The 26,913-nt window shown below is 37.9% G+C and carries 28 protein-coding genes; 7 read left to right on the plus strand and 21 right to left on the minus strand.

The features are described 5' to 3' along the window. From BLS38_RS11660 to BLS38_RS11670, 3 genes are all read right to left on the minus strand, one after another. On the minus strand, nt 1-1,352 hold a 1,352-nt coding region (locus tag BLS38_RS11660), incomplete at its 3' end, for an ESPR-type extended signal peptide-containing protein (RefSeq protein WP_280137759.1). Nucleotides 1,353-1,814: 462 nt separating this feature from the next. Beyond that, the gene (locus tag BLS38_RS11665; RefSeq protein WP_092749793.1) at nt 1,815-2,645 is read right to left on the minus strand and encodes an undecaprenyl-diphosphate phosphatase; all 831 of its coding nucleotides are present in this window, start codon (nt 2,643-2,645) and stop codon (nt 1,815-1,817) included. Nucleotides 2,646-2,708: 63 nt separating this feature from the next. Further along, complete coding sequence (locus tag BLS38_RS11670; protein ID WP_092749795.1) at nt 2,709-3,470, minus strand: class I SAM-dependent methyltransferase; 762 nt, start codon at nt 3,468-3,470, stop codon at nt 2,709-2,711. A gap of 285 nt (nt 3,471-3,755) precedes the next feature. Between BLS38_RS11670 and BLS38_RS11675 the strand changes: the two genes are divergently transcribed. From BLS38_RS11675 to BLS38_RS11690, 4 genes are all read left to right on the plus strand, one after another. Further along, entirely contained in the window at nt 3,756-5,390 is a 1,635-nt protein-coding gene (locus BLS38_RS11675; protein ID WP_092749797.1) for an MFS transporter, read from the plus strand. A gap of 18 nt (nt 5,391-5,408) precedes the next feature. Then, nucleotides 5,409-6,503, plus strand: a complete 1,095-nt coding sequence (locus BLS38_RS11680; protein ID WP_092749799.1) for an HlyD family secretion protein — start codon at nt 5,409-5,411, stop codon at nt 6,501-6,503. A gap of 8 nt (nt 6,504-6,511) precedes the next feature. Then, a complete protein-coding gene (locus BLS38_RS11685; protein WP_092749801.1) occupies nt 6,512-7,378 on the plus strand; it encodes a 1-aminocyclopropane-1-carboxylate deaminase/D-cysteine desulfhydrase in 867 nt (288 codons plus the stop codon). A gap of 67 nt (nt 7,379-7,445) precedes the next feature. After that, entirely contained in the window at nt 7,446-8,642 is a 1,197-nt protein-coding gene (locus tag BLS38_RS11690; RefSeq protein WP_092749803.1) for a BaiN/RdsA family NAD(P)/FAD-dependent oxidoreductase, read from the plus strand. Nucleotides 8,643-8,645: 3 nt separating this feature from the next. Here the strand turns inward: BLS38_RS11690 and BLS38_RS11695 are convergent, their stop codons facing one another. Beyond that, a complete protein-coding gene (locus BLS38_RS11695; protein ID WP_092749805.1) occupies nt 8,646-8,876 on the minus strand; it encodes a hypothetical protein in 231 nt (76 codons plus the stop codon). 69 nt (nt 8,877-8,945) lie between these two features. Further along, nucleotides 8,946-10,508 carry a mechanosensitive ion channel gene (locus tag BLS38_RS11700; protein ID WP_092749807.1) on the minus strand — a complete coding sequence of 521 codons (1,563 nt, stop codon included), beginning with the start codon at nt 10,506-10,508 and terminating at the stop codon, nt 8,946-8,948. Nucleotides 10,509-10,882: 374 nt separating this feature from the next. On the opposite strand from BLS38_RS11700, the gene BLS38_RS11705 reads away from it, so the two are divergent. Continuing rightward, nucleotides 10,883-11,308: a hypothetical protein gene (locus BLS38_RS11705; protein ID WP_092749810.1), complete on the plus strand. Its 426-nt coding sequence runs from the start codon at nt 10,883-10,885 to the stop codon at nt 11,306-11,308. Between the two features lie 12 nt (nt 11,309-11,320). Here the strand turns inward: BLS38_RS11705 and BLS38_RS11710 are convergent, their stop codons facing one another. After that, complete coding sequence (locus tag BLS38_RS11710; protein WP_092749812.1) at nt 11,321-12,082, minus strand: ferredoxin--NADP reductase; 762 nt, start codon at nt 12,080-12,082, stop codon at nt 11,321-11,323. Nucleotides 12,083-12,161: 79 nt separating this feature from the next. Between BLS38_RS11710 and gigC the strand changes: the two genes are divergently transcribed. After that, on the plus strand, nt 12,162-13,067 hold the full coding sequence (gene gigC / locus BLS38_RS11715) for a LysR family transcriptional regulator GigC (protein ID WP_092749814.1): 906 nt from the start codon (nt 12,162-12,164) through the stop codon (nt 13,065-13,067). Between the two features lie 37 nt (nt 13,068-13,104). Here gigC and upp read toward each other — a convergent pair whose 3' ends face one another. Next, nucleotides 13,105-13,743, minus strand: coding sequence for a uracil phosphoribosyltransferase (upp, locus tag BLS38_RS11720; protein WP_092749816.1), 639 nt, complete (start codon nt 13,741-13,743; stop codon nt 13,105-13,107). A 303-nt stretch (nt 13,744-14,046) separates the two neighbouring features. On the opposite strand from upp, the gene BLS38_RS11725 reads away from it, so the two are divergent. Continuing rightward, nucleotides 14,047-14,403, plus strand: coding sequence for a hypothetical protein (locus tag BLS38_RS11725; RefSeq protein WP_092749818.1), 357 nt, complete (start codon nt 14,047-14,049; stop codon nt 14,401-14,403). 37 nt (nt 14,404-14,440) lie between these two features. Here BLS38_RS11725 and BLS38_RS11730 read toward each other — a convergent pair whose 3' ends face one another. The 14 genes from BLS38_RS11730 to mazG form a co-directional block, all read right to left on the minus strand. Continuing rightward, a complete protein-coding gene (locus BLS38_RS11730) occupies nt 14,441-16,075 on the minus strand; it encodes an ATP-binding protein (RefSeq protein WP_092749820.1) in 1,635 nt (544 codons plus the stop codon). Nucleotides 16,076-16,115: 40 nt separating this feature from the next. Then, nucleotides 16,116-16,832: a response regulator transcription factor BfmR gene (bfmR, locus tag BLS38_RS11735; protein WP_092749822.1), complete on the minus strand. Its 717-nt coding sequence runs from the start codon at nt 16,830-16,832 to the stop codon at nt 16,116-16,118. 216 nt (nt 16,833-17,048) lie between these two features. Beyond that, nucleotides 17,049-17,315 (minus strand): hypothetical protein, encoded by a 267-nt coding sequence (locus tag BLS38_RS11740; RefSeq protein ID WP_092749824.1) that lies wholly within the window; start codon nt 17,313-17,315, stop codon nt 17,049-17,051. Nucleotides 17,316-17,609: 294 nt separating this feature from the next. Continuing rightward, on the minus strand, nt 17,610-18,158 hold the full coding sequence (gene infC, locus BLS38_RS11745) for a translation initiation factor IF-3 (RefSeq protein ID WP_092749826.1): 549 nt from the start codon (nt 18,156-18,158) through the stop codon (nt 17,610-17,612). A 5-nt stretch (nt 18,159-18,163) separates the two neighbouring features. After that, entirely contained in the window at nt 18,164-20,086 is a 1,923-nt protein-coding gene (thrS, locus tag BLS38_RS11750; protein ID WP_092749828.1) for a threonine--tRNA ligase, read from the minus strand. 183 nt (nt 20,087-20,269) lie between these two features. Continuing rightward, nucleotides 20,270-20,821, minus strand: a complete 552-nt coding sequence (yjgA, locus tag BLS38_RS11755) for a ribosome biogenesis factor YjgA (RefSeq protein WP_092749830.1) — start codon at nt 20,819-20,821, stop codon at nt 20,270-20,272. A gap of 2 nt (nt 20,822-20,823) precedes the next feature. Further along, a complete protein-coding gene (locus tag BLS38_RS11760) occupies nt 20,824-21,093 on the minus strand; it encodes an HPr family phosphocarrier protein (protein WP_092749832.1) in 270 nt (89 codons plus the stop codon). Beyond that, entirely contained in the window at nt 21,090-21,941 is an 852-nt protein-coding gene (gene rapZ, locus BLS38_RS11765) for an RNase adapter RapZ (protein WP_092749834.1), read from the minus strand. Before rapZ ends, BLS38_RS11760 begins: the two co-directional genes overlap by 4 nt. Nucleotides 21,942-21,967: 26 nt before the next feature. Then, complete coding sequence (gene panC, locus BLS38_RS11770) at nt 21,968-22,816, minus strand: pantoate--beta-alanine ligase (RefSeq protein WP_092749836.1); 849 nt, start codon at nt 22,814-22,816, stop codon at nt 21,968-21,970. After that, nucleotides 22,816-23,628, minus strand: a complete 813-nt coding sequence (panB, locus tag BLS38_RS11775; protein WP_092749838.1) for a 3-methyl-2-oxobutanoate hydroxymethyltransferase — start codon at nt 23,626-23,628, stop codon at nt 22,816-22,818. Before panB ends, panC begins: the two co-directional genes overlap by 1 nt. A gap of 32 nt (nt 23,629-23,660) precedes the next feature. Continuing rightward, nucleotides 23,661-24,143, minus strand: a complete 483-nt coding sequence (gene folK, locus BLS38_RS11780; RefSeq protein WP_092749840.1) for a 2-amino-4-hydroxy-6-hydroxymethyldihydropteridine diphosphokinase — start codon at nt 24,141-24,143, stop codon at nt 23,661-23,663. Beyond that, nucleotides 24,143-25,600, minus strand: coding sequence for a polynucleotide adenylyltransferase PcnB (pcnB, locus tag BLS38_RS11785; RefSeq protein WP_092749842.1), 1,458 nt, complete (start codon nt 25,598-25,600; stop codon nt 24,143-24,145). Before pcnB ends, folK begins: the two co-directional genes overlap by 1 nt. Nucleotides 25,601-25,723: 123 nt before the next feature. After that, nucleotides 25,724-26,044: a ComEA family DNA-binding protein gene (locus tag BLS38_RS11790; protein ID WP_425283485.1), complete on the minus strand. Its 321-nt coding sequence runs from the start codon at nt 26,042-26,044 to the stop codon at nt 25,724-25,726. Nucleotides 26,045-26,083: 39 nt separating this feature from the next. Next, entirely contained in the window at nt 26,084-26,851 is a 768-nt protein-coding gene (gene mazG / locus BLS38_RS11795; RefSeq protein ID WP_092749896.1) for a nucleoside triphosphate pyrophosphohydrolase, read from the minus strand. Between the last annotated feature and the right edge of the window lie 62 nt (nt 26,852-26,913).

The following is a 26,913-nucleotide window of genomic DNA, read 5'->3' on the forward strand; positions in this document are numbered from 1 at the left end:
TCGGCTGTACCATTATTTGCCGAGAAGTTTAAACCTTTATCGGCTGTTGCTTGTGCATTATTAGCTGCAGTCTGTGCTGTTGCAGTCGACGATTTTACCGATGAAATTGCGCCATCTACCGTATTCGAACCCGTACCACCAATGTTCGAGGTACTTACAGTACCCTCTGTACCTACAGTAGCACTCCCACCCAATACAGTTTTTATTCCATTTGCAAGATTAGAGCTATATGTTTGAGCATTTTTTAACTGGGCTACATTCACAGCATCTGTATCTGCAGCGCCTGCAGCAACACTTGTAATTTGACGAGTCGTTGTAGTCCCATTACCGACCGAAACTGCACCAGTATTAGATTGCCATGTTGTATTTGTTGCAGTAGAGTTTTTATTGGTTAAAGGATCATAACCTTGTACGCCAGATGCAGTCGAAGCAACAGAACCACTACCAATTGCAACACCATCTGCTGCAGTAGCTTGCGTATTTGCACCTAAAGCCACAGCTCTATCTGCTGTCACACTTGAATTTACACCTATTGCAGTTGCACCAATATTTCTAGCAACTGCCGTTGTTCCTACTGCTAACGCTGAATTTGCAGTTGCTTTAGCTTGAGTACCAAAAGCTGTAGATAAATCACCTGAAGCTCTTGCATTCATACCAATGGCCATAGAAGCATCACCAGAAGCAGTTGTACGATACCCACCTATAGTTTCGCCATTATTAAACTGGCCAGATCGCGTATCTAAAGCTTTACCTGTAATAGACTGATAACCTGTTTTTGTTGCATCACTTACGCTTGCAATATCATCACCACCAAGCGCTATACTAGCAGATCCTACTGCATCAGAATCATTACCTATAGCAACTGCTTCAGATTTTAGAGCTCTAGTACCCGAACCAAGAGCAAGTGCTTGAGATCCAGCTGCAACAGTAGTTTTTGTATTATAAGTTACACCGTCAATTGTATAGCTTGCTCCACCCAATGCTCTATTATCAGCACTACCAATCGCCATAGCACCATACACATTTGCATTTTGAGTCGTGTTGTTACTTGTTGCTGTGGCACCACAGCCAATTGCGATATCTGTACTATATGTTGCTTTTGATGTTGCACATGAACCATTACCAGAGCTAGGTGCCGAAGCTGTCGTACTTACAGGTGCTAAACTAGTACCATCTCCAGTACCAGTTTGAGCAGTTGCCGCAAAAACACCCTGAGATACGAGAACTAAAGCAACTGATGTTGTCGCATTGACGACTGCCCGAGTAGATTTTTTCTTAGATTTACCCAATTCAGATACTGCACACCATGCACCTAGTGCTGCATTCCAGACGACTTTGTAGACTTTATTCATAGGTATACCTTCGTTCTTTATTAAAATTTCGGCTTTCTGCTTGAGTAGAAATTAACCGGCTATTTTTTTGTTAAAGCACATTCAAGCCACATATAATCTTCATATTAATAGCATAACTTTGCGAAAAATAACAATAAAGTCAAAGACCAAGTCTCAGATCACAAAATAAATGTTAACTTATGTATCTCAAAAAAATAAGGCATTTCATCCTAAAACTCATGTACTTATGTTGGTAAAAAACAATATACCTACGCTACCAATTACATTAAATTACATTCCAATAAATTAAAATAGCAATAAATTTCATACACTTAAAAAAACAAAAGATTTTATCAATACTATTATCAAAAAATATTATATAAGACGATAGTGCTTACTTTCACACGTTTTGAATCGTTATAAAAAAGCCCCAACAATAATCGGGGCTATTACTCATTCATAATCTACATTAAAGAAGCCATATTAACCGAGTGTAAAAATTACCATTGAGAAACCAACACAATACAAACCAAATACATGCCATTTACCTTGTTCCAACCAAGAAGATAGCCATTTAAGTGCCAACATACCTGCAATAAAACTTAAGATCATGCCTAAAAGACTTGGTAAAATGATCTGCTGTAACCCTTGAGTACCAATATGGCTATGCATCAAACGTAAAAGCTCTTTTAAAATAATAACTGGCGTTAACACCACAGCAAGTGCAAAACTAAATTGCTCTGCTTTTTCACGAGATATGCCTAAAAACAAGCTGGTCGAAATAGTTGCACCTGAACGAGAAAAGCCCCTAAAAGGCAAACATAAAGCTTGTACAGCGCCAATAATAGATGCTCTTTTCGTGGTCATTGGTTGACTTTCACCCCGATCTAAATACGATGAAAACCAAATCACAATGCCTGCAGCAAATAAAGCACACGCGATCAATTTAGTATTACTAAATAACTGCTCAATTTCGAATGCACTATCGTGAGCAAAAAAAGTATGTTTAATAATAGATTGTAATAATAAACCTAAAACGCCTGTTACTATTGTTGCGATTACAATATATTTGGCGTGCTGTTTAAAATCTTGTACAGAAGAAAAATAACTTTGACGCCATGATTTCCAAAAATACAAAATAACCGCAAACATCGTTCCTGTATGTAACATGACCAGTAAAAAAGTCATATCAGGTGCAGAAGGATTTAAACCCAATAATTTTTCAGCCATAATCACGTGGGCAGAACTTGATACAGGAAGTAACTCGGCGAACCCCTGTATCACAGCCAAAATAAACACATGAAATAATGTCATTGTTATACTCTATTTTAAAATTGTGCCCCTTTATATAAAAATGCCATTAAGTCAAAATTAAAATTATTTTTTAAATACCATGTAACCAACATCTAATTGGAAATCTCCATTATTTTGGATACAAAAGTGTGATGTTACGGTATCTGAAGCCATCGATTGTAAATAGCGTATCGCATCTATTGCAAGTTTTGGCGTATGCATACGTTTTACCCAATCATCCAAGCAAATTGATAATGCTTGCCGTTCAATATTGAACGGGGTCAAACCATGGCTTTCAGTTAAATTTAACCACTGTCCCAAACTATAATTCCGTACGTGGCTTGGATCACGAAGTAACTCTACACTTTGTAAAAATGTATCTAACATCGGTTGATTTGAGCCAATACTATCAATGACAATAAATAATCCTTGTGGTTTAAGCACGCGATATACTTGCTGAATCGCGTGTTGAATGTCTTGCCAATGATGTGCTGAAAAGCGTGTCACGACCACGTCAAAATAAGTATTTTCAAAGGGTAAATCCTCTGCACACCCCTGCTTCACTTGTATATTGTTTATGCCTCTTTGTGCTGCTGTTTGTTCAACTAAGTCAATCATTGATTCAGATAAATCATATGCAATCACTTGCTCACATATCTGTGCAATCTGATAACTGACATGGCCTGCCCCACAGCCTAGATCAAGTGCTTTTACAGGATGAGACCGCTTTGCTATGATTTTTTTAATTTCTTCAAATTCAATACCTTGTGCATGGCTTTGACTATCTAAATAGTTTTTCGCCTTATCTTGGTATTGTTGCTGATTAATCTGTTGTTGTGTTTTCATGAAAGTGCTCTATTTATATAATAGATTTGATCATACCCCTGAATATAAATATAAAAATTGATATATTATTTGTATATACATAACTTAAAGTTATGAAAAATAATAAAACACATATTTATAAAGCAATTTCAAATAGCATATATCTAGGTTATTAACACTCAGTCTCTCTCTACAATTAAGGTTAACAAATTCAAATGTTTTTCCAATTAAGATCGTGCTATTTTAACCCATAAATAAAGCAATAAATGGCACAACAACTAACCATAGCTAAATAAGCCAAAATATATGTCAAAACAAACACCAAAGTATTTAGAGCAACCTCCAAATTGGTCAGATGACGAACGACCCGTTATGCCCGGTTCACCACCGGTGCTTGATCACACACAATTTAAGCGTTATGCCTATTTTATTATTGGTACTTTTATTGCACTAACAGCCAGCTTAAGTAATGGTTTTATTACCGCCAACTTACCACAACTTCAAGGTGAATACGGGCTTACGCCCAGTGAAAGCGCATGGCTACCTGCGGTATATGTTATGGCAAATGTTAGTGCCAACCTTGTTTTATTTAAAACTAGACAACAATATGGTTTAAGATTATTTACAGAAATTTCTTTAATCTGTTTTATTACCGTCATGATTTTGCATTTATTAGTACAAGATGGCCATATGGCTTTGGTTATTCGCTGTATTAGTGGCTTTGTCGCAGCACCACTCAGTTCTCTTGGCATGTACTACATTATGCAATCTTTTGGTAAAGTTAATCGCTTAAAAGGTATTTATGTCGGCTTTGGATTTAATCAACTTGGCATTCCTTTGGCATGGATTATTTCGCCTTTTTTAATCAATGCAAATCAATGGGTCAATCTTTATACTTTCGAATTAGGATTAGCAATTTGTTGCTTTGCCATGGTGGTTGCAGTCAAACTTCCTCGTGGTGTTCGCATAGATGTAATTGAAAAAAAAGACTTTATTACTTTTTTATTGTTAGCACCAGGCTTTGCATGTTTATGCGCTGTACTCTCTCAAGGCCCTATACTTTGGTGGTTTGACTCTACATGGCTGGCTTATGTACTTATCACTGGATTTAGTCTGGTTGTACTTGGCTTCTTTTTCGAACATCAACGCACAAACCCACTTATTTTAACACGCTGGCTTGGCACAGCATCTGTCATACGCTTTGTGATTGGTGCTTTTTTCTTGCGTTTTTTACTTTCTGAACAAAGCTTTACTGCAGTTAACTTTTTAAAAACTATGGGTATTGGGCAAGATCAATTTATTGGTCTATATAGTATTATTTTCATTGGCATATTGTCTGGTACGTTATTCAGCGCCATTACATTTTCAAAAAACCATATATTTTGGCCTTTACTGTTAGCCACTCTACTCATTTTAGTCGCTTGTCGATTAGATGCGCACTTAACAAGTGATGTTAGACCGAATAACTTTTTTTATAGCCAATTTTTAATTGCATTTGCAAATGGTTTATTTATTGGTCCACTATTATTAACAGGTATGGTACGTGCACTTAAACAGGGTACAAACTATGTTCTTACTTTCATTATTTTATTTTCAGCCACACAAAACTTTGGCAGTTTAGTCGGGTCATCTTTTTATAACACATACCAAAAACACCAAGCACAGGTATATCAACTTGATATAGAACAAACACTTAATCGCACAGACCCCAATGTGACTAACAGAATCCATCAGTATACTGCAGTATATAGTCCACACATTACTGACAATGTACTAGAGCAAGCACAAGCCACACAATTATTAGCACAGGTCGTAAACCGTGAAGCTCAAGTGAGAGCATATAATGATGTCGTCAACATAAACAGTCTAATTGCAATTTTATTATTTTTATGGACGCTAACACATATTGTTTGGCAAAAGTACAGCACTCAGCGCAAGTAAAACCTTTGGAATAAAGCCATGACAGACAAAGACACCAACGAGCAAACGAACAAATCTAGTGAAGAAGAAACGAGTAAAACAATACCTACAAGTCTGCCAACACTGATGATTATGGCCATAGTACTCGTGATTGGAATTACTGCAATTTTATGGGCGTGGCGAATTGGACCATTTAATACACCCATACAAGAAACGGACAATAGTTATGTCAAAGGAACAACGACTGTACTCTCGTCACAAATTAATGGCTATATTCAAGAGGTATTGGTAAACGATTTTGACCATGTGAAACAAGGCCAACCACTCATCAAAATTAATCCAGATCGTTACGACCAACAAGTCATACAAGCACAATCTAGTGTTGAACAAAGCCAAAATAACTTTGCCAATCAAAAACAAGCGATTGAACAACGGCAAGCAGATATTATTTCAGCAGAAGCAAAAGTCGAGCAAGCAAAATCACAATATAACTTATCTCGCCAACAACTGAGCCGTTATCAGCAATTATTAAATAGTGGTGCATCATCAAAAACTGAGCAAGATACTGTTGCTGCCAACAATCAAAATAACCTTGCTTTATTAAAACAAGCAGAAGCCAACTTAGATGTCGCAAAAGAAGCATTAAAAACAGCACAAGTTGCACAAATTGGCTTAGAAGCACAAATTAGAAATGCCCAAGCCAACCTAGATCAAGCCAAAATCACGAAAAACTATGCCATTATTACTGCACCAATGGATGGGCAACTGGGCGAAGTTACCCCTCGTTTAGGGCAATATGTAGCCGCAGGTACACAACTCTTATTTTTAATTCCTCCAAAACGCTGGGTCATTGCAAATTTTAAAGAAACCCAAATTGAACATATGAAAATTGGTCAAAAAGCATCTTTCACTGTAGATGCACTTGGCCACGAAAAATTTAACGGTACTGTCGAGCAAATTTCACCAGCTGCAGGCTCTGAGTTCAGTGTCATTAAAGCAGATAATGCAACAGGAAACTTCACCAAGGTCGTGCAACGTATTCCTGTACGGATTCAAATTGATCCAAATCAAAAGGATATTGCATTACTACGCCCAGGTATGTCTGTGTTAACCTCTGTCAATACACACCAATAAAGCAATTTATGTTGACACAGCAGACACCTATTCAGCCAATTTTGCACACATCGCACATTATATTAGACATCAAGCGATTAGATCAGATTCATCCGTTTGTGTCTGGAAACAAGTTTTTTAAATTGAAATACAATATACAAGAAGCCGTTCGTTTAAAAAAAAGTAGCGTCATTACATTTGGTGGCGCATATTCAAATCATATTGTAGCTACAGCCTATGCAGCAAAACAAAACCAGCTAAAGAGTATTGCTATTATTCGTGGTGATGAACTGGCAGATAAACCACGAAATATCACACTTACACAAGCTCAAGCATTTGATATGCAATTCAATTTTGTAGACCGTACACAGTATAAGCAACGACATCACCCACAATATTTAGCACAACTGCAACAACAATATCCCAATAGCTATATTATCCCTGAGGGCGGAACAAATTCACTGGCAATACAAGGTTGCCAAGATATTTTAACCTCAACTGAAAAACAATATTACGATTTCATCTGTGTTGCTGTAGGTACGGGAGGCACAATTGCAGGGCTTATTGAATCAACCACACCAGACACGCATATTTTAGGTTTTTCAGCCCTTAAAGGAGACTTTTTAAAACAAAATATTCAAGACATTACAGCAAAATCACACTGGACATTGCTTAGCAAATATCACTTTGGAGGCTATGCAAAAATAACAGATGAACTTATTGGGTTTATCAATACCTTTGAACAACGCTATGTTATTCCCCTAGAACCCATTTACACAGGTAAAATGATGTACGGAATCTTTGATTTAATCGCTCAAGACTATTTCCCTAAGAATAGTAAAATCCTCGTCATTCATAGTGGTGGTTTACAAGGTAAAGCCAGTTTAATGCCATAAAATCACAGCGTGTTCAGGCAAAATTCAGGTATAATGCCCTGCTTTTTTTCAGTACGGCGTAACGACTATGAATAACCACTTTGATGTCATTGTACTTGGTGCAGGGGCTGCAGGACTCATGCTAGCAGCGCTCGCAGGTCGTCGATGCCGTAGCGTACTGGTTCTAGAAAAAGCCAATAAAGTTGGTAAAAAAATCCTCATGTCTGGCGGGGGTAAATGTAATTTCACCAATTTAGATGTCGAACCAAACCACTTTTTATGCCATAACCCACATTTTGTAAAATCTGCCTTGTCTCGTTATACCCAATGGGACTTTATTGGCCTCGCTTGTGATTATAAAATTGACTATGAAGAACGCAAACACGGGCAACTCTTTACCACTAAAGGTTCAAAATTTATTTTACAAATGTTGCTTGATGAGTGTGAAAAAAGCCAATCTGTATGCATTAAAACCCAGCATGATGTGAGTCAAGTAAAAAAACAACCCAATGGTCATTTTTTAGTTAAAACATCTCAAGGCAATTTCAGCTGTGAATCCGTTGTAGTTGCGACAGGTGGATTATCTATTCCAACACTCGGTGGCTCAGGTATTGGCTATCAAATTGCAAAACAGTTTGGACACCACATTTTTGACACACGTGCAGGGCTCGTCCCTTTTACTTTTTCAGACTATATGAAAGAAAGTGCCACTAAGCTCAGTGGTAATGCTTTAGACGTCACGCTGTCCAACCATAAAACCGCATTTACCGAAGCCATGTTATTCACACACCGTGGTTTAAGCGGACCTAGCGCCTTACAACTGTCTAACTACTGGCAATCAGGTGAATCTTTTTATATTAACTTCTTCCCACAGCTCGATTTAGCACAGTTTTTAAAAGAAAAGAAACAACAACAAGGCAAATCTCTATTACGCACAATACTACTTTCACTGACGACAAAAAGTATTGTTTTAGAACTACAACAGCTAATTTGGCCACAAGAAAGTGAAATAGCGATCGGTCAAATTAATGACCAACGCTTAAATGCAATTGCCAAACAACTAGATACCTTTGAAGTTAAACCATCAGGCACTGAAGGCTACCGAACTGCAGAAGTTACACTTGGTGGTGTAGATACCACTGAAGTTTCTTCAAAAACCATGCAAAGTAACTATGTAAATGGCTTATTTTTTATTGGGGAGATTTTAGATGTCACAGGACATTTAGGCGGGTACAATTTTCAGTGGGCATGGTCATCTGCGGCAGCTGCCGCAGAGTATGTATAAACTTTATTTGGATGTTAATGGTTCATCAGTATCTTTATCATTTGCTAAGTCATCTACATCTTGTGGCTGATGGCTGACGGTCTTAGGCAATGGCTTAGGTGAATCGTCTGCCACATATGAACTTGAACTATTATCTACAAAAATTGCTTTATACGCTTTATAAAGCACCCCTGCAGTAATCCCTGTAATCACAATCGGGGCTAAATAACCTGGCTTTTTCTTTTGACCAAACATACAAGACTCCTTTATAAAAAACATTCGACTGCCTAAGACAGTCGAATGGGTCATCACTAACGTATTAGATTAAGCATTTGGATTTTCATTTTTAGGATCATACGGATTAACTTCATCTGTATTTTCTTTTGTCTCTTTCGCTTCAACCGCTGGCTTTGGCGTATCTTTATCTGCGTTGTTTTTATCTAACAACGAAGTAAGCACGCGTTCAGCAGGTTGACGACCGCCTAACCCAAAGGCCAAAGCGAAGGCAACTGCAACTGCACCCAATGTTAAACCAAAAGCAAGGTTAACAATCGAGTCGGCAATACCCATTGCACGTAAGCCCATTGCAAGTACAAGACCCATAATTAAGACACGAACAACACTACCTAACCAACGAGAGCTATTATACTCACCACGTTGTACAATATTCGCAACAACATTCGCTAACCAGAAACCAATCACCAAAATAACAGCACCGAGTAAAATGCTTGCACCGAATTGAATAAACATTGCAATCAGATTGCTAATTTGTTCAAAGCCTAAACGGTTTGATGCTTCAGATACTGCAAATAGCATCGTGAAAAATACGATCAGTGTACCAACAACTGAGGAAACTTTCGTTTCACCCATAAAACGTTGTACATCTAGTTTTGCTGGAACATTATCCACACCTGTACCAGAAAGCACATCTTGTACTAAACCAGCAACAAAGCGAGATACAATATAAGCAATCACTAAAATCAGGCCTGCTGCAATCAAATTTGGTATTGCATACATAATTTGATTTAACATTGCTGTTGCAGGTTGTGAAATTGCTTCAATACCCAATGCTTCGAATGAAACGATAAGGCTTGTAACAATAATCAAAGCAAATGCAAATGAACCAAGTACTTTGCCAATGCTTGTGTTTTTAAACAAGCCAATTTTTTCAACTTGTGCTTGTAAACCAAAGCCACTCACTACACCTTCAATAATACCACGTACAATTTTAGCAATAATATAACCAACAAAAGCAATTACACCGGCAATAAAGATATTAGGAATAAATCCGACTACTTCATTTACCATGTTCTGAATTGGCAATAACAAACCATCTAAGCGTAAAATTGATAATACGATTGGCAAAAATAGTAATAAAATAAGCCAATATACAATATTTGAAATGTTATCGCTGATCGGCTGTACACCCACCTGACCACTTAATTTCTCATCAAGTTCTGTCTTCGCTAATAATTTACTTAAACCCGCTTTTGCAAGACGCGCTAGAATCCAACCAATACCACCAACAATAAGCGCTGAAATAATATTAGGAATGAATACAAGTACTTGTGTAATCATTTGGCTAAATGGTGCGCTCACACTATTAATGTTTAGAATATTGAGTGCAGCGACTACACCTAAAATTAAAATGAACCAAAATACAAATTTAGATGTCAAGCTTTCATAATCTGGCGTGTGACCAGTTGCAGAAGACAAATGCTTATTCATATTGGCTGCACCAAGTGCTTTTTTAACGCCAGCGGCGATTGCTAACGCTAAAATCCAACAGATAATAAATACAGCAATTGCGCCTAAAATTGGCTGTAGTTGACTCCAATAATAATTGAACTCAGCACCGCCTCGCATACTCGATAAGTAATCATTCATTTTTATACCTCTTGTTTTTATTGCAAATTAAATATTTTTGTCACTCAGTTATAACTTATAGACATCAAGCTTTTTTGTGTGTGACATACCTTTATTTCTAACAATCATACGGTAAAATATTTTTGTACTGTCATAACAACAATCAACAAAAATGTGCTCTGTTCATCTCAAAACCACTAAGCAGATACTTTTTTAGACAAATTAAGTATACAATGTAATCAAAATTTTCTTATTTTAAGTAACAATAAACATAAAAATAACTGCATGAATACAATACTAAAAATGATTAAAACAATAGACATACGATAAGGTCAACTATGTGTCCTTAAAGAAATAATGTATAATAAAGATTAAATTCTCAGCATTTCTATTGTATGGCATATACGCTTAGCCCCATTTCACTTGATTTAAATACAGATATGACACATCAATGCCATGTTCATTTAACACGTGATCAACACATCATTGGTATTATTGAGTTTTATAAAGCTGGCTATACCCTGCAATGGGAAGATCTTGAGTATATACGCCGTAGAACTGAAGAATTTTCACTTTTACCAGCACCTTATGACTGCATTACTGCAATGGTTGTAGACATTCGTAATATCACACCATTTATAGATCAAGATGCTCCGATTATTCCTTGGCGTTTAGTCGATGAAGAATGCCTTATTCGTTTAATTATTCCATCAGACCGTATTGAATTTTATTCTGGTTTTTTTGAACCAACATGGATTACTTCAGACTTAACAAGTGCATTGGCTGAAATACGTACAGCATTAGATAACCTTGTGCACTAATCGAAAATATAATTACCAATAATTTTCTACAGCAATATTGCCTATACCTCGCCTGTTCATGGTAAGCCCACGATTTTTTAATGCATTTTTAGTGTCTTCGACCATTTGTGGATTACCGCACAACATAACATGGCTGGTCTCTACATTTAAGCCATGACCTATTACGCGTTCTAAAGTGCCATTTTCAATCAGTAGTGGTAACCTTTGGTTAAGTACAGCGACAGGGTCACGTGTAATAATAGGAATAAACTTAAACCCCTGATGCCCTTCAGAAAATAATTCTACAACCTGTTGTATCTTATCTGTATATGTCAACTCTTCTTGTGTACGCACACTGTAAGCCAAATAAATCTGTTGATAATTTTTCCACACATCAAAATCTTGTAACATCGATATAAAGGGTGCAACACCGGTACCTGTCGCAAGCAACCATAAATCTTTCGGTTGAGGTGACTGATAACGGGCCAATGTTAAAAAGCCATAAGCCACTTTTTCTAAATAAATTTCAGTACCTACGGTTAAATCTTTTAAATGTGATGTAAAAGCACCATTAGGAACAACAATAGAGAAAAATTCTAATGTTTCATCATAGGGTGAAGATACCACTGAATACGCTCGAACGACCAACTCACCATCTACAGAAAGCCCAATACGTGCAAACTGCCCTGCCGTAAATTTAAACGAATTCGGTCGTGTCATGGTGAAACTAAATAAATGATCTGACCAGCGTTTCACCGATAACACAGTTTCAATGGTAAATTTTTCAAGACTCATAATTTCAATGTATAAGAAATGGTGACCTCATGTTAGCATGACATCATAAATATTGATATTTTCCATTTAGGACTCAACTATGCGTATGACGTTACGCCAACTGTCCGTTTTTGTCGCTGTCGCACAAGAAGGCACTGTGACTAAAGCAAGTGATGCGGTAAAGCTAACCCAAAGTGCAGCAAGTATGGCATTGGCAGACCTTGAAGATGGCTTAGGCGTACCGCTATTTGACCGTTTGGGTAAAAGACTACAACTCAATGAACTGGGTCGATTTTTACTGCCACAAGCACTCGAAATTTTAGGTCGGTGTGAGTCATTTGAACTCACCGCTCGAGGTGAATTACAAAATATTGACTTACGTTTAGGTGCAACACTCACAATTAGTGATTACCTAATGCCAGATCTAATGGCAGGTTTTTTAAAATACCAACCCCAAGCACACTTGCAACTACAAGTGGGAAATACCCGACAAATGATTGAAGCAGTCAGTCAATTTCAACTTGATGTCGCTCTTATTGAAGGTGAATGTCATTTACCACAACTACATACCATACACTGGCACGATGATGAACTAGCAATATGTTGCTCACCAGAGCACCCTTTAGCACAACTTAAACGTCCACTTACAATTAAAGATTTTCAAGACGTTGAATGGATTTTAAGAGAGGAAGGTTCAGGAACCAGAGATGTATTTAACCATGTTATTTTGAAACATCTTCAAAATGCCAGTATTCGTCTCACATTAGGCCACAATGAAGCCATATTGAAAGTAGTTGCAGGTGGCTTAGGACTGTCTTGTATTTCTAAATTGGCACTCAAACCCATGCTAGAAACGGGCCAACTGGTCACATTAAAAACACCTTTTTGGTCACTCAAAAGACCGCTTTATATGCTCATGCATCAACAGAAATATCAAGGGCCAGGCCTAAAACTCTTTATGAAATTTTGTGAAGCAAAAGTCATTAGACCACTTGAAACCATATAAAAAAACCTGCATCAAGATAGATGCAGGTCTAAAGTCTTTATTCGCCTTTTTGTACACTACCAAAAATCTTATCGCCAGCATCGCCTAAACCAGGCACAATATAGCCTTGCTTATTCAGGCCTTGATCAATAGATGCAGTGAAAATACGTACATCTGGATGCTTATCTTCAACTTTCTGAATTCCTTCAGGTGCAGCAACAAGTACCATCACACGAATATCTTTACAACCACTGGCTTTGAGTACATCAATCGCCGCAATTAAAGAGTTACCTGTCGCAAGCATTGGGTCAATAATCATTGCAATACGGTTTGCAACATCTGGTACAAGTTTTTTATAGTAAGTACGTACTTCAAGCGTTTCTTCATCACGCTCTAAGCCCAAAACACTCACTTTCGCACTTGGAATTAAATTTAAAAAGCCATCGAGCATACCAATACCTGCGCGTAGAATAGGCACAACAGTAATTTTTTTCCCTGCAATACGCTCTACCGTGACAGAGCCAGCCCACCCTTCAATTTCTTGATCGACCACGACTAAATCTTGTGTAGCTTCATACGTCAGTAACATGGTGACTTCTTGAGATAGCTCACGAAAGTTTTTTGTACTGATATTTGCACGGCGCAATAAACCAATTTTGTGACGAATAAGCGGGTGACGAATTTCTTGAATGGGCACGAAGATATACCTAAAAGCAAACCAAATTCTGTCTAGTATAACCCGTTTCATTTAGAAATTAAAAAACTCTTATACGGTGATCAAACAAATACTTGAGACATCACCTTGACTTCATCATTTCGTCAAAATTTAAATTAAAAACGCATATATAAGTTTCAACATGATTGTACTTACTATGAAACATATAAATAGTGGTATACATTTAAAAAATGTAGCAGTTCTTATACAGATCAAAATCACTTATATCCGCTAATATAAAACCATGGACAAACAATAACTGAAAGTAAAATAGAGGACATATCCATGAATTTAGAATTTAATCATAAGTCAAATTATTTTTTAGGGGCTCAACTTGTGATTCGACACATACAAGATAAGCTCTTTAGAGAAAAAACTGACCATCTCAGCTTCTCTTTACAAGAATTCAAAAACTTATTCCAAAACGACATGGCATCTGCATCGGTCAATTTAGATGGTATTTTACATCTTGCGAGTAAATATGTCGTTGAAACTATAACAGGTGATGTAGCACTCATAAATCATTACGATATTCATTCTAATGAGCATACAACGACAATCTTCCTCAATCAAAGTGCTGTAAATGCTCTAGTCGATGATGCACACCCATTAATTCCACCAGATGCTTCGAATTACGAATAAAAAATGGGGCATTTAAAGCCCCTTTTTTGTATTCGTATTATTTACTATTTTTAGAATGTACTGTCGGGCGTACAGCAGGCCAAGTCATTGTAAACCTTGCACCTTTTAATGATGGGCTCTGATCAACAGTGACTGTACCACCAAACCAAAATGCAATACGACTCACAATAGACAAACCTAAGCCGTATCCACCCGAAGCACGCGTTCGGCTGTCATCTAAACGGGCAAATGCTTCAAACACACGCTCACGGTCCGCTTCTGCAATACCCTCGCCATCATCTTCCACACAGATGAAAGCTAAGCCATCTTCTTGAATACCACCACTAATACATACCTGACTATGACAATGTCTTACCGCATTACCAACCAAGTTTTGCACCACACGATGTAAGTAACGGCGTTCAGCTTCAGCAACTACATCTACAGAAGGTGCATTCAAAATAACATCTTTACCTGTTTTTAATGCTCGAGTTTCTGTAAGTACCTGGCTTAATACTGAAGCAATCTCAATCGTTTCTATATCTAAAGATGGCGCACCTTGCTCAAGCTTAGCATAGGTCATAATTTCATCAATCAAAGTATTTAAAGCTTCAATATCTTTGTCGATCATTTCAACTTGGCTTTGTCTAAACTCATAATCATCTTCATCTGCTAACATTTCCATACCAAATCGAATACGTGCAACTGGTGTACGCAATTCATGTGATACAGCTCGCATGAGCTCTCGTTGGGCTTCAATTAAGCGCTCAATGTGATTGGCCATATCGTTGTAGCTTGAAGAAAGACTAGACATTTCATCATAGCCATCGGCATTTAATCGTGCCGATAAGTCACCACTCTTAATCTGATTTAACGCAGCAATAGTTTGTTTTACTTTTCGTTGTAGTGGAAAAATTGCAAAATACACACCAATACTGAGTAGAAATAAGCTCAGTAAAGTAATACCAGCGGCTAGCTCAAAAGGCATCCAATTAAACATGGGCACAGGGCCAATGACTAAAACCTCTGATGGGTTATTTAATAAGGGCGAAACAATAGAGATAGTTGTGCCACGCATGGTCGCACTATCTCTATAAAGTAAAATACTTTGGTCTTGTCGAAGTCGACCAAGTTGCTCAGAGTCTAGACCTAAATCAAGTACTGAACGCATGTCTATTGGGTAAGAGAAGTGCTGTTGTATTGTTTTTAAATGTTGTTGCTCTTGGCCAGGATAATAAATTAAATAATCTAAAATAAAAATAGGTAGCGCCTTCATTTGGCGCTCACCAATTTTATTTACGGTGAGTAACAAATAATGCTTAGAGTCTGTTGTGAGCCCCATATAAATATTTGCAACCATCGCTTGTGCGTCGTAGCGCACAACTGCTTGCTGGTTATCTATACGCTTTTGTTCTGCACTCGATAATTCAATTTGATTTGCATCTATTAAATGTAAAGGTAGATCTAAAAGATCAGATGCATCAGAGATCCAATCTTTTTTTTGCTGTGTGGTCGTTTGGCGCTCTACCCCTTGCGTTATGACATATGAGATACCATCAGTCAGTGATTCTCTGTACTGTTGAGCACGATGGTAGTTAATCACCTGCGTAGAGAAGTACGCAAATAAAGTAACTAAAATAACCATCCCAACAACAGTGGCATAAATACGAAGGAATATACTGTGTTTAAGCACGAATCTTTTTCCTTAGGGTAAAGCGATCACACATCATTAATTAGAGGCCATTCGTTTCTTTTACAAATAAATAGCCTTTACTACGTACAGTTTTGATACGTTTCGGATTTTCAGGGTCATCTCCAATTTTTGGACGGATTCTTGAAATACGAACATCAATTGAACGGTCTTGACCATCATATTCAATACCGCGTAAACGCTCAAAAATGTCTTCACGTGATAAAATGCGACCTGCATTCGATGCAAGCAACCATAATAGATCATACTCGGCACTGGTGAAATCAACCAACTCACCATGTAAAGTCACTGAACGACCACCGTTATCAATCACTAAGTGATCAAATTCAATGCGTTGTGAGCCTTCATCTTCTACTGTATTTTCTGTACGGCGTAATAACGCACGAATACGTGCAAGTAATACACGTGGTTGCACAGGTTTAGCAACGTAGTCATCTGCACCCATTTCTAAACCAAGTACCTGATCCATATCTTCTGTACGTGCAGTGAGCATTAGGATAGGTTGGTGGTAATGTGCACGAACTTCACGGCAAACGGTTAGACCATCTGCACCAGGCAACATCACGTCAAGAACGACCATATCTGGTTGTTCTGCAATAATACGGCGAATTGCACGGTTACCATCTGGCTCAACAGCAACTTCTAGCCCATTACGAATTAAATACTCTTGAGTTAAACGTGCTAGACGTTCATCATCTTCAACAATTAAAATTTTCGGTAGCTTTTCTTCTTGGCTCATTTACAAGTCCCCTGTCAATTCTGATTTATATTTGTAATTTACATTTAACAAATATTTTCTCTCTAATGAGCAATATACACATGTTTACATTGTAAACAAGATCATTTTCACCAAACTGATACATGAGTAACGTAATTTGTAATAATTAGATTAGTTTATGAAAATCATAATTTTTTATTTAATCAAATACTGATTTAAAAATTAGCACTGCTTTTTTTAGTAGATGCCTTTTGAAAAAATAAGGCTGTTAAATATTCTATATTGAGGTGAAATTAAGCCAACAATAAACCAAAGCGTAAATACAAACCAAATAATCAGTGCCCATGCTTTGACTTGTTCTTCATTAAAATTTGAAAATAGTAACCCAAATACGAACACATTGAGCCAATATCTACTGATCCACTTTGCACCACCCCAAGACAGTATCCATTTAAGTACTAAACTATTGAATAAAAATAGTAATATCCATACCAAAACATTCATAGTAAAACCTTTTGTCTTATGATTTATTATCATAAAGCACTTCAGTAATCTCTGAGTAAAAAGTTTATAAGGCAATAAAAACAGACATGATTAAAAATTATAAAACAGGCCTATACACATCTTGATTATTATTTTCTATAAAACATTCACTGCGTTGCCGATAAGACCACTTAAAGATATAAATTCAATTAAATTCGCAAATCAATCATCAAAAGTCGAAACAAGATGTTTAAGTTAAAAAAGGGGCTACCTCCAATGAGGTAGCCCTTTTAATTTCAAGTCATTACTGACCTGTTAATTTTTCTTTTTAGGGCCAAGAAGCATACCCATTTGGCGACCTTCCATTTTTGGTGCTTGTTCAACAACACCTAGGTCAACCACATCGGCTTCAATCTTTTGCAATTGCAAAAGACCAAGTTCTTGGTGTGCCATTTCCCGACCACGGAAACGTAACGTGATTTTCACTTTGTTTCCATCTTCTAAGAAACGAGTAATTGCACGTAGTTTTACGTTGTAATCACCCACATCTGTGCCTGGACGCAGTTTAATTTCTTTGACTTGTACCTGATGCTGTTTTTTCTTCGCATCTTTTTGCTTTTGCTTTAAGTCAAACAAATGTTTGTTGTAATCCATGACTTTACAAACAGGTGGTTCAGCATTCGCCACAATTTCCACCAAGTCAAGATCATCTTGCTCGGCAACACGAATTGCTTCAGCTAAAGAGACAATTCCTTTTTGCTCTCCATCTGCACCAACGAGACGAACTTCTGTTGCACGAATTTCGTCATTGATAGCAGGGCGATTACTTTTACTTGCTTGTTGGTTACGATCAGTCGGTTTAATCTTTCTTACTCCACAATATGCCGGCCACGTTCGGCCACGGCTGATTTTACTAGATCAACGAAAGCCTCTGTTGACATAGTACCCAAATTTGTTCCTGAACGTGTACGCACATTCACTGTACCTTCCTCTACTTCTCGGTCACCTAAAACCAATAAATATGGAATACGTTCCAAAGTACGTTCACGAATTTTAAAACCAATTTTTTCGTTTCTCAAGTCTGAGATTGCACGAATCCCTTGGTCTTTAAGTTTTTCTACAACTTCATTACATGCTACAGATTGCGTATCTGTAATATTCATCACACAGACTTGCACTGGCGCTAACCATGGTGGCATAAAACCTGCGTAATGTTCGATTAGTATACCAATAAATCGCTCAAAACTACCAAGAATTGCACGATGTAACATAACTGGCTGATCTCGACCATTGTCTTCTGTGACAAATGACGCATCTAAACGCTCAGGTAAATTGAAATCGCATTGAATTGTACCACATTGCCAAACTCGACCTAAGCAGTCCTTGAGAGAAAATTCAATTTTTGGACCATAAAATGCGCCTTCACCAGGAAGTAGCTCCCATGCTAAGCCTGCTTCATCAAGGGCATCTGCTAGAGATTTTTCAGCCATATCCCATAATGCATCTTCACCCACACGTTTTTCTGGACGTGTAGACAACTTCATTTGCACATCTTCAAAGCCAAAGTCTTTATAGACATCTAAAGTCAGTTGAATAAATTCAGCAACTTCTTGACCAATCTGTTCTTTTGTACAGAAAATATGGCCATCATCTTGCGTAAAACCACGAACACGCATAATACCGTGTAGCGAACCTGATGGCTCATTACGATGACAAGAACCAAACTCAGCCATACGAATAGGTAACTCACGGTAAGACTTCAAACCTTGGTTAAAAATCTGCACGTGGCATGGGCAGTTCATTGGCTTAATGGCGTAGTTACGGCTTTCTGAGTGCGTAGTAAACATGTTTTCAGCATAATTTGCTGCATGCCCTGATTTTTCCCACAACACAAAATCAACAATTTGTGGCGTACGTACTTCTTGGTAGCCATTTTTCGCTTGTACTTGACGCATGTATTGCTCAAGCGTTTGGTAAATGGTCCAACCATTTGGATGCCAAAATACCATACCTGGTGCTTCTTCTTGCATATGAAACAAGTCAAGTGCTTTACCAATTTTACGATGGTCACGCTTTTCCGCTTCTTCAATACGTTTTACATATGCAGCAAGCTGTTTTTTATCTGCCCATGCTGTGCCGTATACACGTTGTAACTGTTCATTTTTCGCATCACCACGCCAATATGCACCAGAAATTTTAGTCAATTTAAATGACTTTAAAAATTTAGTGTTTGGTACGTGTGGGCCACGACACATGTCTACATATTCTTGATGATAGTACAAACCCATTTGCTGTTCATCTGGCATATCATGAACAAGGCGTAATTTATATTCTTCACCGCGCGCTTCAAATACATTAATCACTTCATCACGTGGTGTCATTTTCTTAATCACGTCATAATCTTGCGCAATTAAAGATTTCATACGCTCTTCAATTTTAGCCATATCATCTAACGTTAATGGACGTGGCATTTGAATGTCGTAATAAAAACCTTCTTCAATCACAGGCCCAATCACCATTTTGGCTTCTGGAAACAATTGCTTCACTGCATGTCCCACCAAATGGGCACATGAGTGGCGTATGATCTCTAAACCTTCATCATCTTTTGGGGTGATAATTTGTAAAGTTGCATCTTTGGTGATTAAGTCACATGCATCGACCAATTGACCATCTACTTTTCCTGCGACTGTATTTTTAGCAAGCCCAGGTCCAATACTTTGTGCAACGTCCATGACAGATACATCATGATCGAATTGTTTTTGATCGCCATTTGGCAAAGTTATAATTGGCATAAAAAATCCTTAAGGAGTGATGCCCCATACCAAGGAGCATATCACCGCAAGATTATGATGAAGGTCAGACCTCAAAATATAAAAACGGTGGTGGTAAAAAAAATATTGGCATTGATTTTACACAACTGTAAAAACAGATCAATGCTTATTAGGGTAATCTAGCCATCATCTAAGCATTAACTTCTAACCACGAGCTTTACCCTGATCAGAGAGTAAAGCCACTTGTTGTACGTAATGAAGTACTTTTTGTCTGGCCTGTTCTAACTCTTCTGGTGTTGCTTGTAGGCTTTTATCTCTATGGTAACGGAGTACATGCTGACGTAGGGTATGCTTTTCTGTAGCATTAAAATGCTTACTGAAGTCGTGTATTGCACTGTCGCCCTGCTCTATCATACGGTCAACCCAACGTACCAATTGGGCTTGTTTTTTTAAACCTTGTTTTGGTGTTAAATAGGACAGTACAACCTCTTCATTTTCATTACGCAGTAACTTACCAATACGTTGAAATTGTCGGCGGCGTGCTTCAAATGATGTAATTTGTTGTACATCAGTCAGTGCATCGATTAAACGTTCATCTACAGGGAGTTGTTGAATTTGTTTGGTTGAAAGTTCTGCCAGTTGTTCACCAAGTGCAGCCATACGTTGCACAGCACGCTTTTGCTCACTTTTACTGGCACGGCCTTCTAATGATTCAAAATCTTCACTGCTATAACTTTTTTGCGGTCGACGTGCCACGATTAATCTGCCTCATAAAATTTTGCTGTAAACAGTGCTTTTATGTCTGTTACAGCCTGTTCTTCATCTGGCCCTGTGACCACTAAACGTAACGCGGTTCCTTTACCCGCACCCAGCATAAGTAATGCCATAATATTTTTGGCATCAATCATTTTTTCACCTTTTCCAAGTTGAATGCTCGATTGAAATTTTGTAGTCACTTCAATAAGCTTGCCAGAAGCTCGCGCGTGTAAACCAAGTTTGTTAATTACATCTACTGTTGTGTCAATCATGACCAGTGCTTCATTTCTCTATGTAAAATTTGAATAGACCAATCCGTCGCAAGCGCTTTTTGGAGTCTATCTACCATGTAAACAGATCGGTGTTGGCCACCTGTACATCCGATCGACACGGTTAAGTAGTGACGATGACCTTTTGAGTATGCAGGCAACCACTTTTGTAAAAATAGATAAATATCATTATACATATCTACCACTTGGTCATGTTTGGCTAAAAACTGTTGTACGGGCTGATCAAGCCCTGATAGTTTTCGAAGTTGCAAATCCCAATGGGGATTAGGCAAATGCCGTACATCAAACACATAGTCAGCATCTAGCGGAATACCATGTTTATAACCAAATGACTGTAAAATGACGATCAGTTTATCGGACTGCCCCAATTTGGTTAAAAGTGTATGTTTTAAATCATGTACACTTTTATCTGTGGTATCTATATTTACAGTCGATCTGAGCTGTATGGGTAATAATAAACTTTTTTCTTCTTGAATGCATTCATTTAGGCTTTGACAACGCCCTGTAAGCGGATGTGGTCGTCTAGATGCACTAAATCTTGCAATAATTTGCTCATCTTTTGTACTTAAAAAAATAATGTCGACAGAACCGTGCTTTTGCAGTTGCTCAAATACACTTTCAAAATCTTGTAGATCTGCATGTGTACTTCGAACATCTACGCCTAAAGCGAGTTGCTCTAAATTATTTTCATGGTCAAGTTTTTCCACAATTTCGGGCAGTAATGCCAACGGCAAATTGTCAATACAGTAATAACCAAGGTCTTCTAAAACTTGAAGTGCAGACGTTTTACCTGAACCAGATTGGCCTGTAACGATCAAGATACGCTTCATCGCTCTATCCTTTCATACCAACGTATTTAAGCTGTCATTAATTTTACGTGTAAATTATCAATTAAACGTGTTGTGCCAAGTTTAGCCGCTACAAATAAAACCACTTCAGTATCTGTACTTTGCACAGGTTTTAAGTGAGGTGTAAAAGCCTCTACGTAGTCTACGCTAAAGCCAGCTTCTAGCAAAGATATTCGGATGCCTTCAAGTACTTCCGTTAATATTGTACCTGTATGCAGTGCTTGCTCAGCCTGTCGTAAACTTTGATAAATCGTAGGTGCAATTGCTCGTTCTTGATCATTTAAATAACCATTACGCGAACTGAGTGCTAAACCATCTTCAGCACGAATCGTTGCAGAAGCAATAATTTCTACACTTAAGTTTAAATCTTGAACCAGTTGTTTTACAACAGCCACTTGCTGGAAATCTTTTTGTCCAAAAAATGCATAATGTGGTTGTACAATATTGAATAGTTTTGTCACAATTAAAGCAACACCATCAAAATGGCCGGGTCGCGACAAACCACACAAAATTTCTGTAATTTCTGTCACTTGTATGCGTGTGATCACCGGTTGCGTGGTATATATTTGTTCAACAGGTGGTGCAAAAATAATATCACAACCAACATCAACTAAAAGTTGGCTGTCTTGTTCCCAACTACGTGGGTAGTTTTCAAAATCTTCATTTGGACCAAATTGGGTAGGATTTACAAAAATACTAACAACGACCACATCACAAATTTTTTTAGCTTCACGGACTAGACTCAAATGTCCTTCATGCAAGTTCCCCATTGTTGGTACAAAACCAATCAGTTTTTTTGTACTACGTGCTGTTTGCAACGAAGCGGCAAGACCGTGTACCGTAGTTTCAGTTTTCATTATTTTAGCTCAATTTGAAAAGTCTGTTCTAATGCAGGAAATGTCTTTTTTATCACTGCATGGTGGTATGTTGTTATTGCATCTAAAATAGCATAAGGCCCAGCTTGTTTGCTCATAAAATTATAAACAAATTTCGCAACATGGCCTTGTGTAAGGCCCAACATATCTTGTACCACGAGTACTTGTCCATCTGTATCGGCACCTGCACCTATACCAATAACAGGAACATCAGGAAATGCATCTGCAACTTCTTTCCCAACTTGGGCAGGTACACATTCAAGCAATAAAACAGCAGCGCCTGCGTCAACTAAAACACGACATTCTGCCAATAATGCATCTGCAGCTTGACGAGTTTTTGCTTGAACTTTATAACCTCCAAATACATTCACCGACTGTGGGGTTAAGCCCAAATGCATACATACAGGAATACCATTACGAGTGAGTGACATCACTGTTTCAGCAAGCCAAGCACCACCTTCAATTTTGATCATTTGTGCGCCAGCTTGCATGACTTTCTTCGCATTCTTCAATGCATCTTTTGTGTTTGCATAAGCCATAAATGGCAAATCGGCCATGATCAGTGCATGCTGATTCGCACGGCGTACACAAGTCGTATGGTAAACCATATCTCTTACTGTAACAGGCAAAGTAGAGTCATGCCCTTGTATGGTCATACCCAGTGAATCTCCGATTAAAATACTATCAATCTGAGCTGTTTCCATTGCTTTGGCCATACTGGCGTCATAACACGTTAAGCATGAAAACTTCCGGCCTTCTTTTTTAAAGCGACGCAGATCACTTAAATTAATCATGGCTTATCCTTCAATGGTGTTCACGATATATTTTACTTTGCCCAATCAGCTGTAGCAATTGGTTGTAGCTGGGTGTGCTTAACAATACTTAGATCACTTAACACCTGGCCATGTACTATCATTTTCGGATTTAAATCTAAAAGTGGTAACAACACAAAATCTCTGTCTAATAGGCCAATATGTGGCACCGTTAAACGTTCATGCTCAATATTTTGACCGTCATACCACAACACATCTAAATCCAAAGTACGCTCACCCCAATGGCGTAGTCGAACACGCCCAGATTGTTGCTCAAAATCTTGTAAGGTATCTAGCAATGCTAGTGGGGTCAGTGTTGTTTTTAACTCAACCACAGCATTTAAATAATCTGGCTGATCTTGTGGCCCCATCGGGGGTGTTGAATATAACTTTGACACACTTATAGCACCCAGCGTGGCGAGTTGCGCCACGACTCGGCATAAAATTTGTCTAGAATCACCTAAATTACTTCCCAACCCAATATATGTGGTATGCATTACTGCGTTGGCCCAAAAGTGACATGAGATAAGTTACGCTGTACTCGCTTACGCTTTAAAATAGGATGTTTAGCATCTATTACATCTACAGACGTTTCATAACCATTTGAACGTTGGCGATCAGGGGTACTTACAGCCTCTGCGGTTGAACTTGATTTCACTTTTCTTGAAAATCTAGATCTGGTGCGTTCTTCTTTAACCAGTGGCTCTTGTGTATCAATCACTTCTACAACATGTTGACGCTTTTTATTACGCTGGCGATTATATTTGGCAATCACAATCTCTTTTTCATCACGAGATAAATGTTGGTAGTCTTCCCACCACTGCCCCATACCTTCGGTTGTTGTATCACCTGATTTTTCACGTAAATACAAAAAGTCAAACCCTGCTCTAAAACGTGCATGACCTGCAAGCGATTCTATTTGCTGCGGTTTAGGATTCAATAAGCGAACTTGCATTTCCCAGACTTCACGAATAAACGTTTCTGTAAAACGAGGAATGACTGTACGTGTACATTGACGCTTAATCACATCTAAGCCTGCTTGCGCTCTGGCTTCGGCAGGTGCTAACTGCTTATTCAAATAAAATTGTGTACGCTCTAAAAAGTTGTCCCACAATAAAACAGCATAGAAAAATGCAGGATTAATACTTTTACCTACTTGTATACGCTGATCTGTATTGTAGGCAACACGTTCAATAAATGGCGTTACTTCAGGTGATATATCTGCAAAAAGCTGCTTCCAGACATCAAATTTTATCAGCAAAGGTAAAACTAGATCTAATGCACCCATAGTGAACATTTTTTGAGACTCATCATATAAACGATGAGGCGAAATATCACGTAGTAGTTTTGCCATTTCTGGCGTAAAGATTTTTAAAATATCTTCAGCAATATCAAAATTCAATTTTGCTGCAAAACGCAATGTACGTAACATACGTACAGGGTCTTCTTCAAAACGCTTTGCAGGATCACCTAATAAACGCAAGGTCTTATTTTTAATATCATCAATCGCATGACAAAAATCTAAGATAATGCCTTTTCTTGGCTCATAGTACATGGCATTAATTGAGAAATCACGACGAACAAAGTCTTGTTCAATCGTACCCCAGTTATTGTCACGCAAAATCATACCTTGAGCGCTAGTGACTTCTTTTTTTGGTGGTGCGCGAAAAGTAGCAACTTCGATCAGATCTCGACCAATATAAACATGGGCAAGCTCAAAACGGCGGCCAATAATACGGCAACGACGACCAAAGGCCGACTTAATTTGTGCAGGTGTTGCATTGGTCACTGCATCAAAGTCTTTTGGATTCAAACCCAATATTAAGTCTCTGACGCCTCCCCCAACAATGTAGGCTTCATAGCCAGCTTTGGTTAAAACATCAATCACTTCAATAATTGATGGTGGTAATTTTTTAATGGCTAAGCCATATTTTGACGCGCGTAAAGTGTGCAAAAGACGCTCTCTCCTACGTCTGTAATGAATAATTCATTGTTTCCAATTTTTTAAATTGCCTCATAATCAGTGGCAATTTCTTGGTATCTTATACTAAGCATGCTTGAGTTTCACCCTCAAGTTTTAAAGAACTAAAATATCTTTGTTTTTTTCAAAAAATTTTTCACCGATACCAGACACATTTTTAAGCTCTATAAGCTGTTTAAATGGCCCATGCGTTTTTCGATATTCAATAATTGCTTGGGCTTTTTTCTCTCCAACACCATGTAGCTGTTGTAGTTTTTTCAAATCAGCTTGGTTAATGGCGACTTTATCTTGTACCTGATTCACCACTTTTATTACAGATTGAGTCGGTTGTTTCACATAAACCGATTGATCTTCTTTCCATTTTAAATATTGCTGATCATATGATGCTGGATTTGCATATACTACACTTCCCACCATACACAACACGCATAAAACGATTTTCTTCATCATATAGATCTATTTTTCTTGTAATTTTGCCTGTTCCCACAAAGCATCCATTTCTTCAAGGCTCATGTCTGCTGTTGTGGTTTGTAGTTGTGTGGCAGATTGTTCAATAAAGGCGAAACGACGTCTAAACTTTGTAATGGTTGACAGTAAAGCCATTTCACTAGATACATTCAGCTTTCGACCCACATTAATCATCGCAAATAAGCAGTCGCCAAATTCATCTTCAATTTTTGACTGATCTTTGCTCTGCATTGCCTCATCAAGCTCAGCCCACTCTTCATGTACTTTTTGCATAGCATCTTGCACTGTAGCAAAATCGAAACCAACTTTAGCTACATTTTTTTGAATGTCTTGCGCTTGTATTAAAGCAGGACCATGTTTCACATTATCTAAGCGTGAAGTCGTATCACCACGTTGTTGTTTTTCTTGTTGTTTAATTTGGTCCCATAATATTTTCACTTGATCTGCGTTTAAGTTTTCAAAGTTTTGTTTGTCAAAAACATGTGGATGACGACGAATGAGCTTTTCAATAATGGCATTCACTACGTCATCAAAATCAAAGTATTGTTGCTCAGAGTACATTTGTGACTGAAAAACCACTTGCAACAACAAATCACCTAATTCATCTTTAATGGCGGGTACATGACCTGTACGTACCGCATCTTCTACTTCGTATGCTTCTTCAATCGCATACTTAGTTAGACTCTGTGGCGTTTGTTTTTGATCCCAAGCACATTCTTTACGCAACAATTGCATAATGTGTTTGAGTTTTTCTATAGGCGCTTGGTCTTGCATGTTTTATTCCCACAAGACCAACCCTGTTAAGATTGGCCTTATTT

The sequence above is a fragment of the Acinetobacter boissieri genome, assembly GCF_900096955.1.
In the GTDB taxonomy this organism is placed as follows: Bacteria; Pseudomonadota; Gammaproteobacteria; order Pseudomonadales; family Moraxellaceae; genus Acinetobacter; species Acinetobacter boissieri.

What these genes read in the sequence shown, in the direction of transcription:
- panB (WP_092749838.1), bottom strand. Translation starts at nt 23,628, where the DNA reads ATGATTAATTTAAGTGATCTGCGTCGCTTTAAAAAAGAAGGCCGGAAG.
- folK (WP_092749840.1), bottom strand. Translation starts at nt 24,143, where the DNA reads ATGCATACCACATATATTGGGTTGGGAAGTAATTTAGGTGATTCTAGA.
- BLS38_RS11705 (WP_092749810.1), top strand. Translation starts at nt 10,883, where the DNA reads ATGGCATATACGCTTAGCCCCATTTCACTTGATTTAAATACAGATATG.
- gigC (WP_092749814.1), top strand. Translation starts at nt 12,162, where the DNA reads ATGCGTATGACGTTACGCCAACTGTCCGTTTTTGTCGCTGTCGCACAA.
- BLS38_RS11690 (WP_092749803.1), top strand. Translation starts at nt 7,446, where the DNA reads ATGAATAACCACTTTGATGTCATTGTACTTGGTGCAGGGGCTGCAGGA.
- panC (WP_092749836.1), bottom strand. Translation starts at nt 22,816, where the DNA reads ATGAAAACTGAAACTACGGTACACGGTCTTGCCGCTTCGTTGCAAACA.
- BLS38_RS11790 (WP_425283485.1), bottom strand. Translation starts at nt 26,044, where the DNA reads ATGGTGGGAAGTGTAGTATATGCAAATCCAGCATCATATGATCAGCAA.
- BLS38_RS11670 (WP_092749795.1), bottom strand. Translation starts at nt 3,470, where the DNA reads ATGAAAACACAACAACAGATTAATCAGCAACAATACCAAGATAAGGCG.
- BLS38_RS11680 (WP_092749799.1), top strand. Translation starts at nt 5,409, where the DNA reads ATGACAGACAAAGACACCAACGAGCAAACGAACAAATCTAGTGAAGAA.
- BLS38_RS11760 (WP_092749832.1), bottom strand. Translation starts at nt 21,093, where the DNA reads ATGATTGACACAACAGTAGATGTAATTAACAAACTTGGTTTACACGCG.
- BLS38_RS11725 (WP_092749818.1), top strand. Translation starts at nt 14,047, where the DNA reads ATGAATTTAGAATTTAATCATAAGTCAAATTATTTTTTAGGGGCTCAA.
- rapZ (WP_092749834.1), bottom strand. Translation starts at nt 21,941, where the DNA reads ATGAAGCGTATCTTGATCGTTACAGGCCAATCTGGTTCAGGTAAAACG.
- BLS38_RS11665 (WP_092749793.1), bottom strand. Translation starts at nt 2,645, where the DNA reads ATGACATTATTTCATGTGTTTATTTTGGCTGTGATACAGGGGTTCGCC.
- thrS (WP_092749828.1), bottom strand. Translation starts at nt 20,086, where the DNA reads ATGCCAATTATAACTTTGCCAAATGGCGATCAAAAACAATTCGATCAT.
- BLS38_RS11695 (WP_092749805.1), bottom strand. Translation starts at nt 8,876, where the DNA reads ATGTTTGGTCAAAAGAAAAAGCCAGGTTATTTAGCCCCGATTGTGATT.
- BLS38_RS11740 (WP_092749824.1), bottom strand. Translation starts at nt 17,315, where the DNA reads ATGAATGTTTTGGTATGGATATTACTATTTTTATTCAATAGTTTAGTA.
- bfmR (WP_092749822.1), bottom strand. Translation starts at nt 16,832, where the DNA reads ATGAGCCAAGAAGAAAAGCTACCGAAAATTTTAATTGTTGAAGATGAT.
- BLS38_RS11700 (WP_092749807.1), bottom strand. Translation starts at nt 10,508, where the DNA reads ATGAATGATTACTTATCGAGTATGCGAGGCGGTGCTGAGTTCAATTAT.
- BLS38_RS11685 (WP_092749801.1), top strand. Translation starts at nt 6,512, where the DNA reads ATGTTGACACAGCAGACACCTATTCAGCCAATTTTGCACACATCGCAC.
- BLS38_RS11675 (WP_092749797.1), top strand. Translation starts at nt 3,756, where the DNA reads ATGTCAAAACAAACACCAAAGTATTTAGAGCAACCTCCAAATTGGTCA.
- BLS38_RS11710 (WP_092749812.1), bottom strand. Translation starts at nt 12,082, where the DNA reads ATGAGTCTTGAAAAATTTACCATTGAAACTGTGTTATCGGTGAAACGC.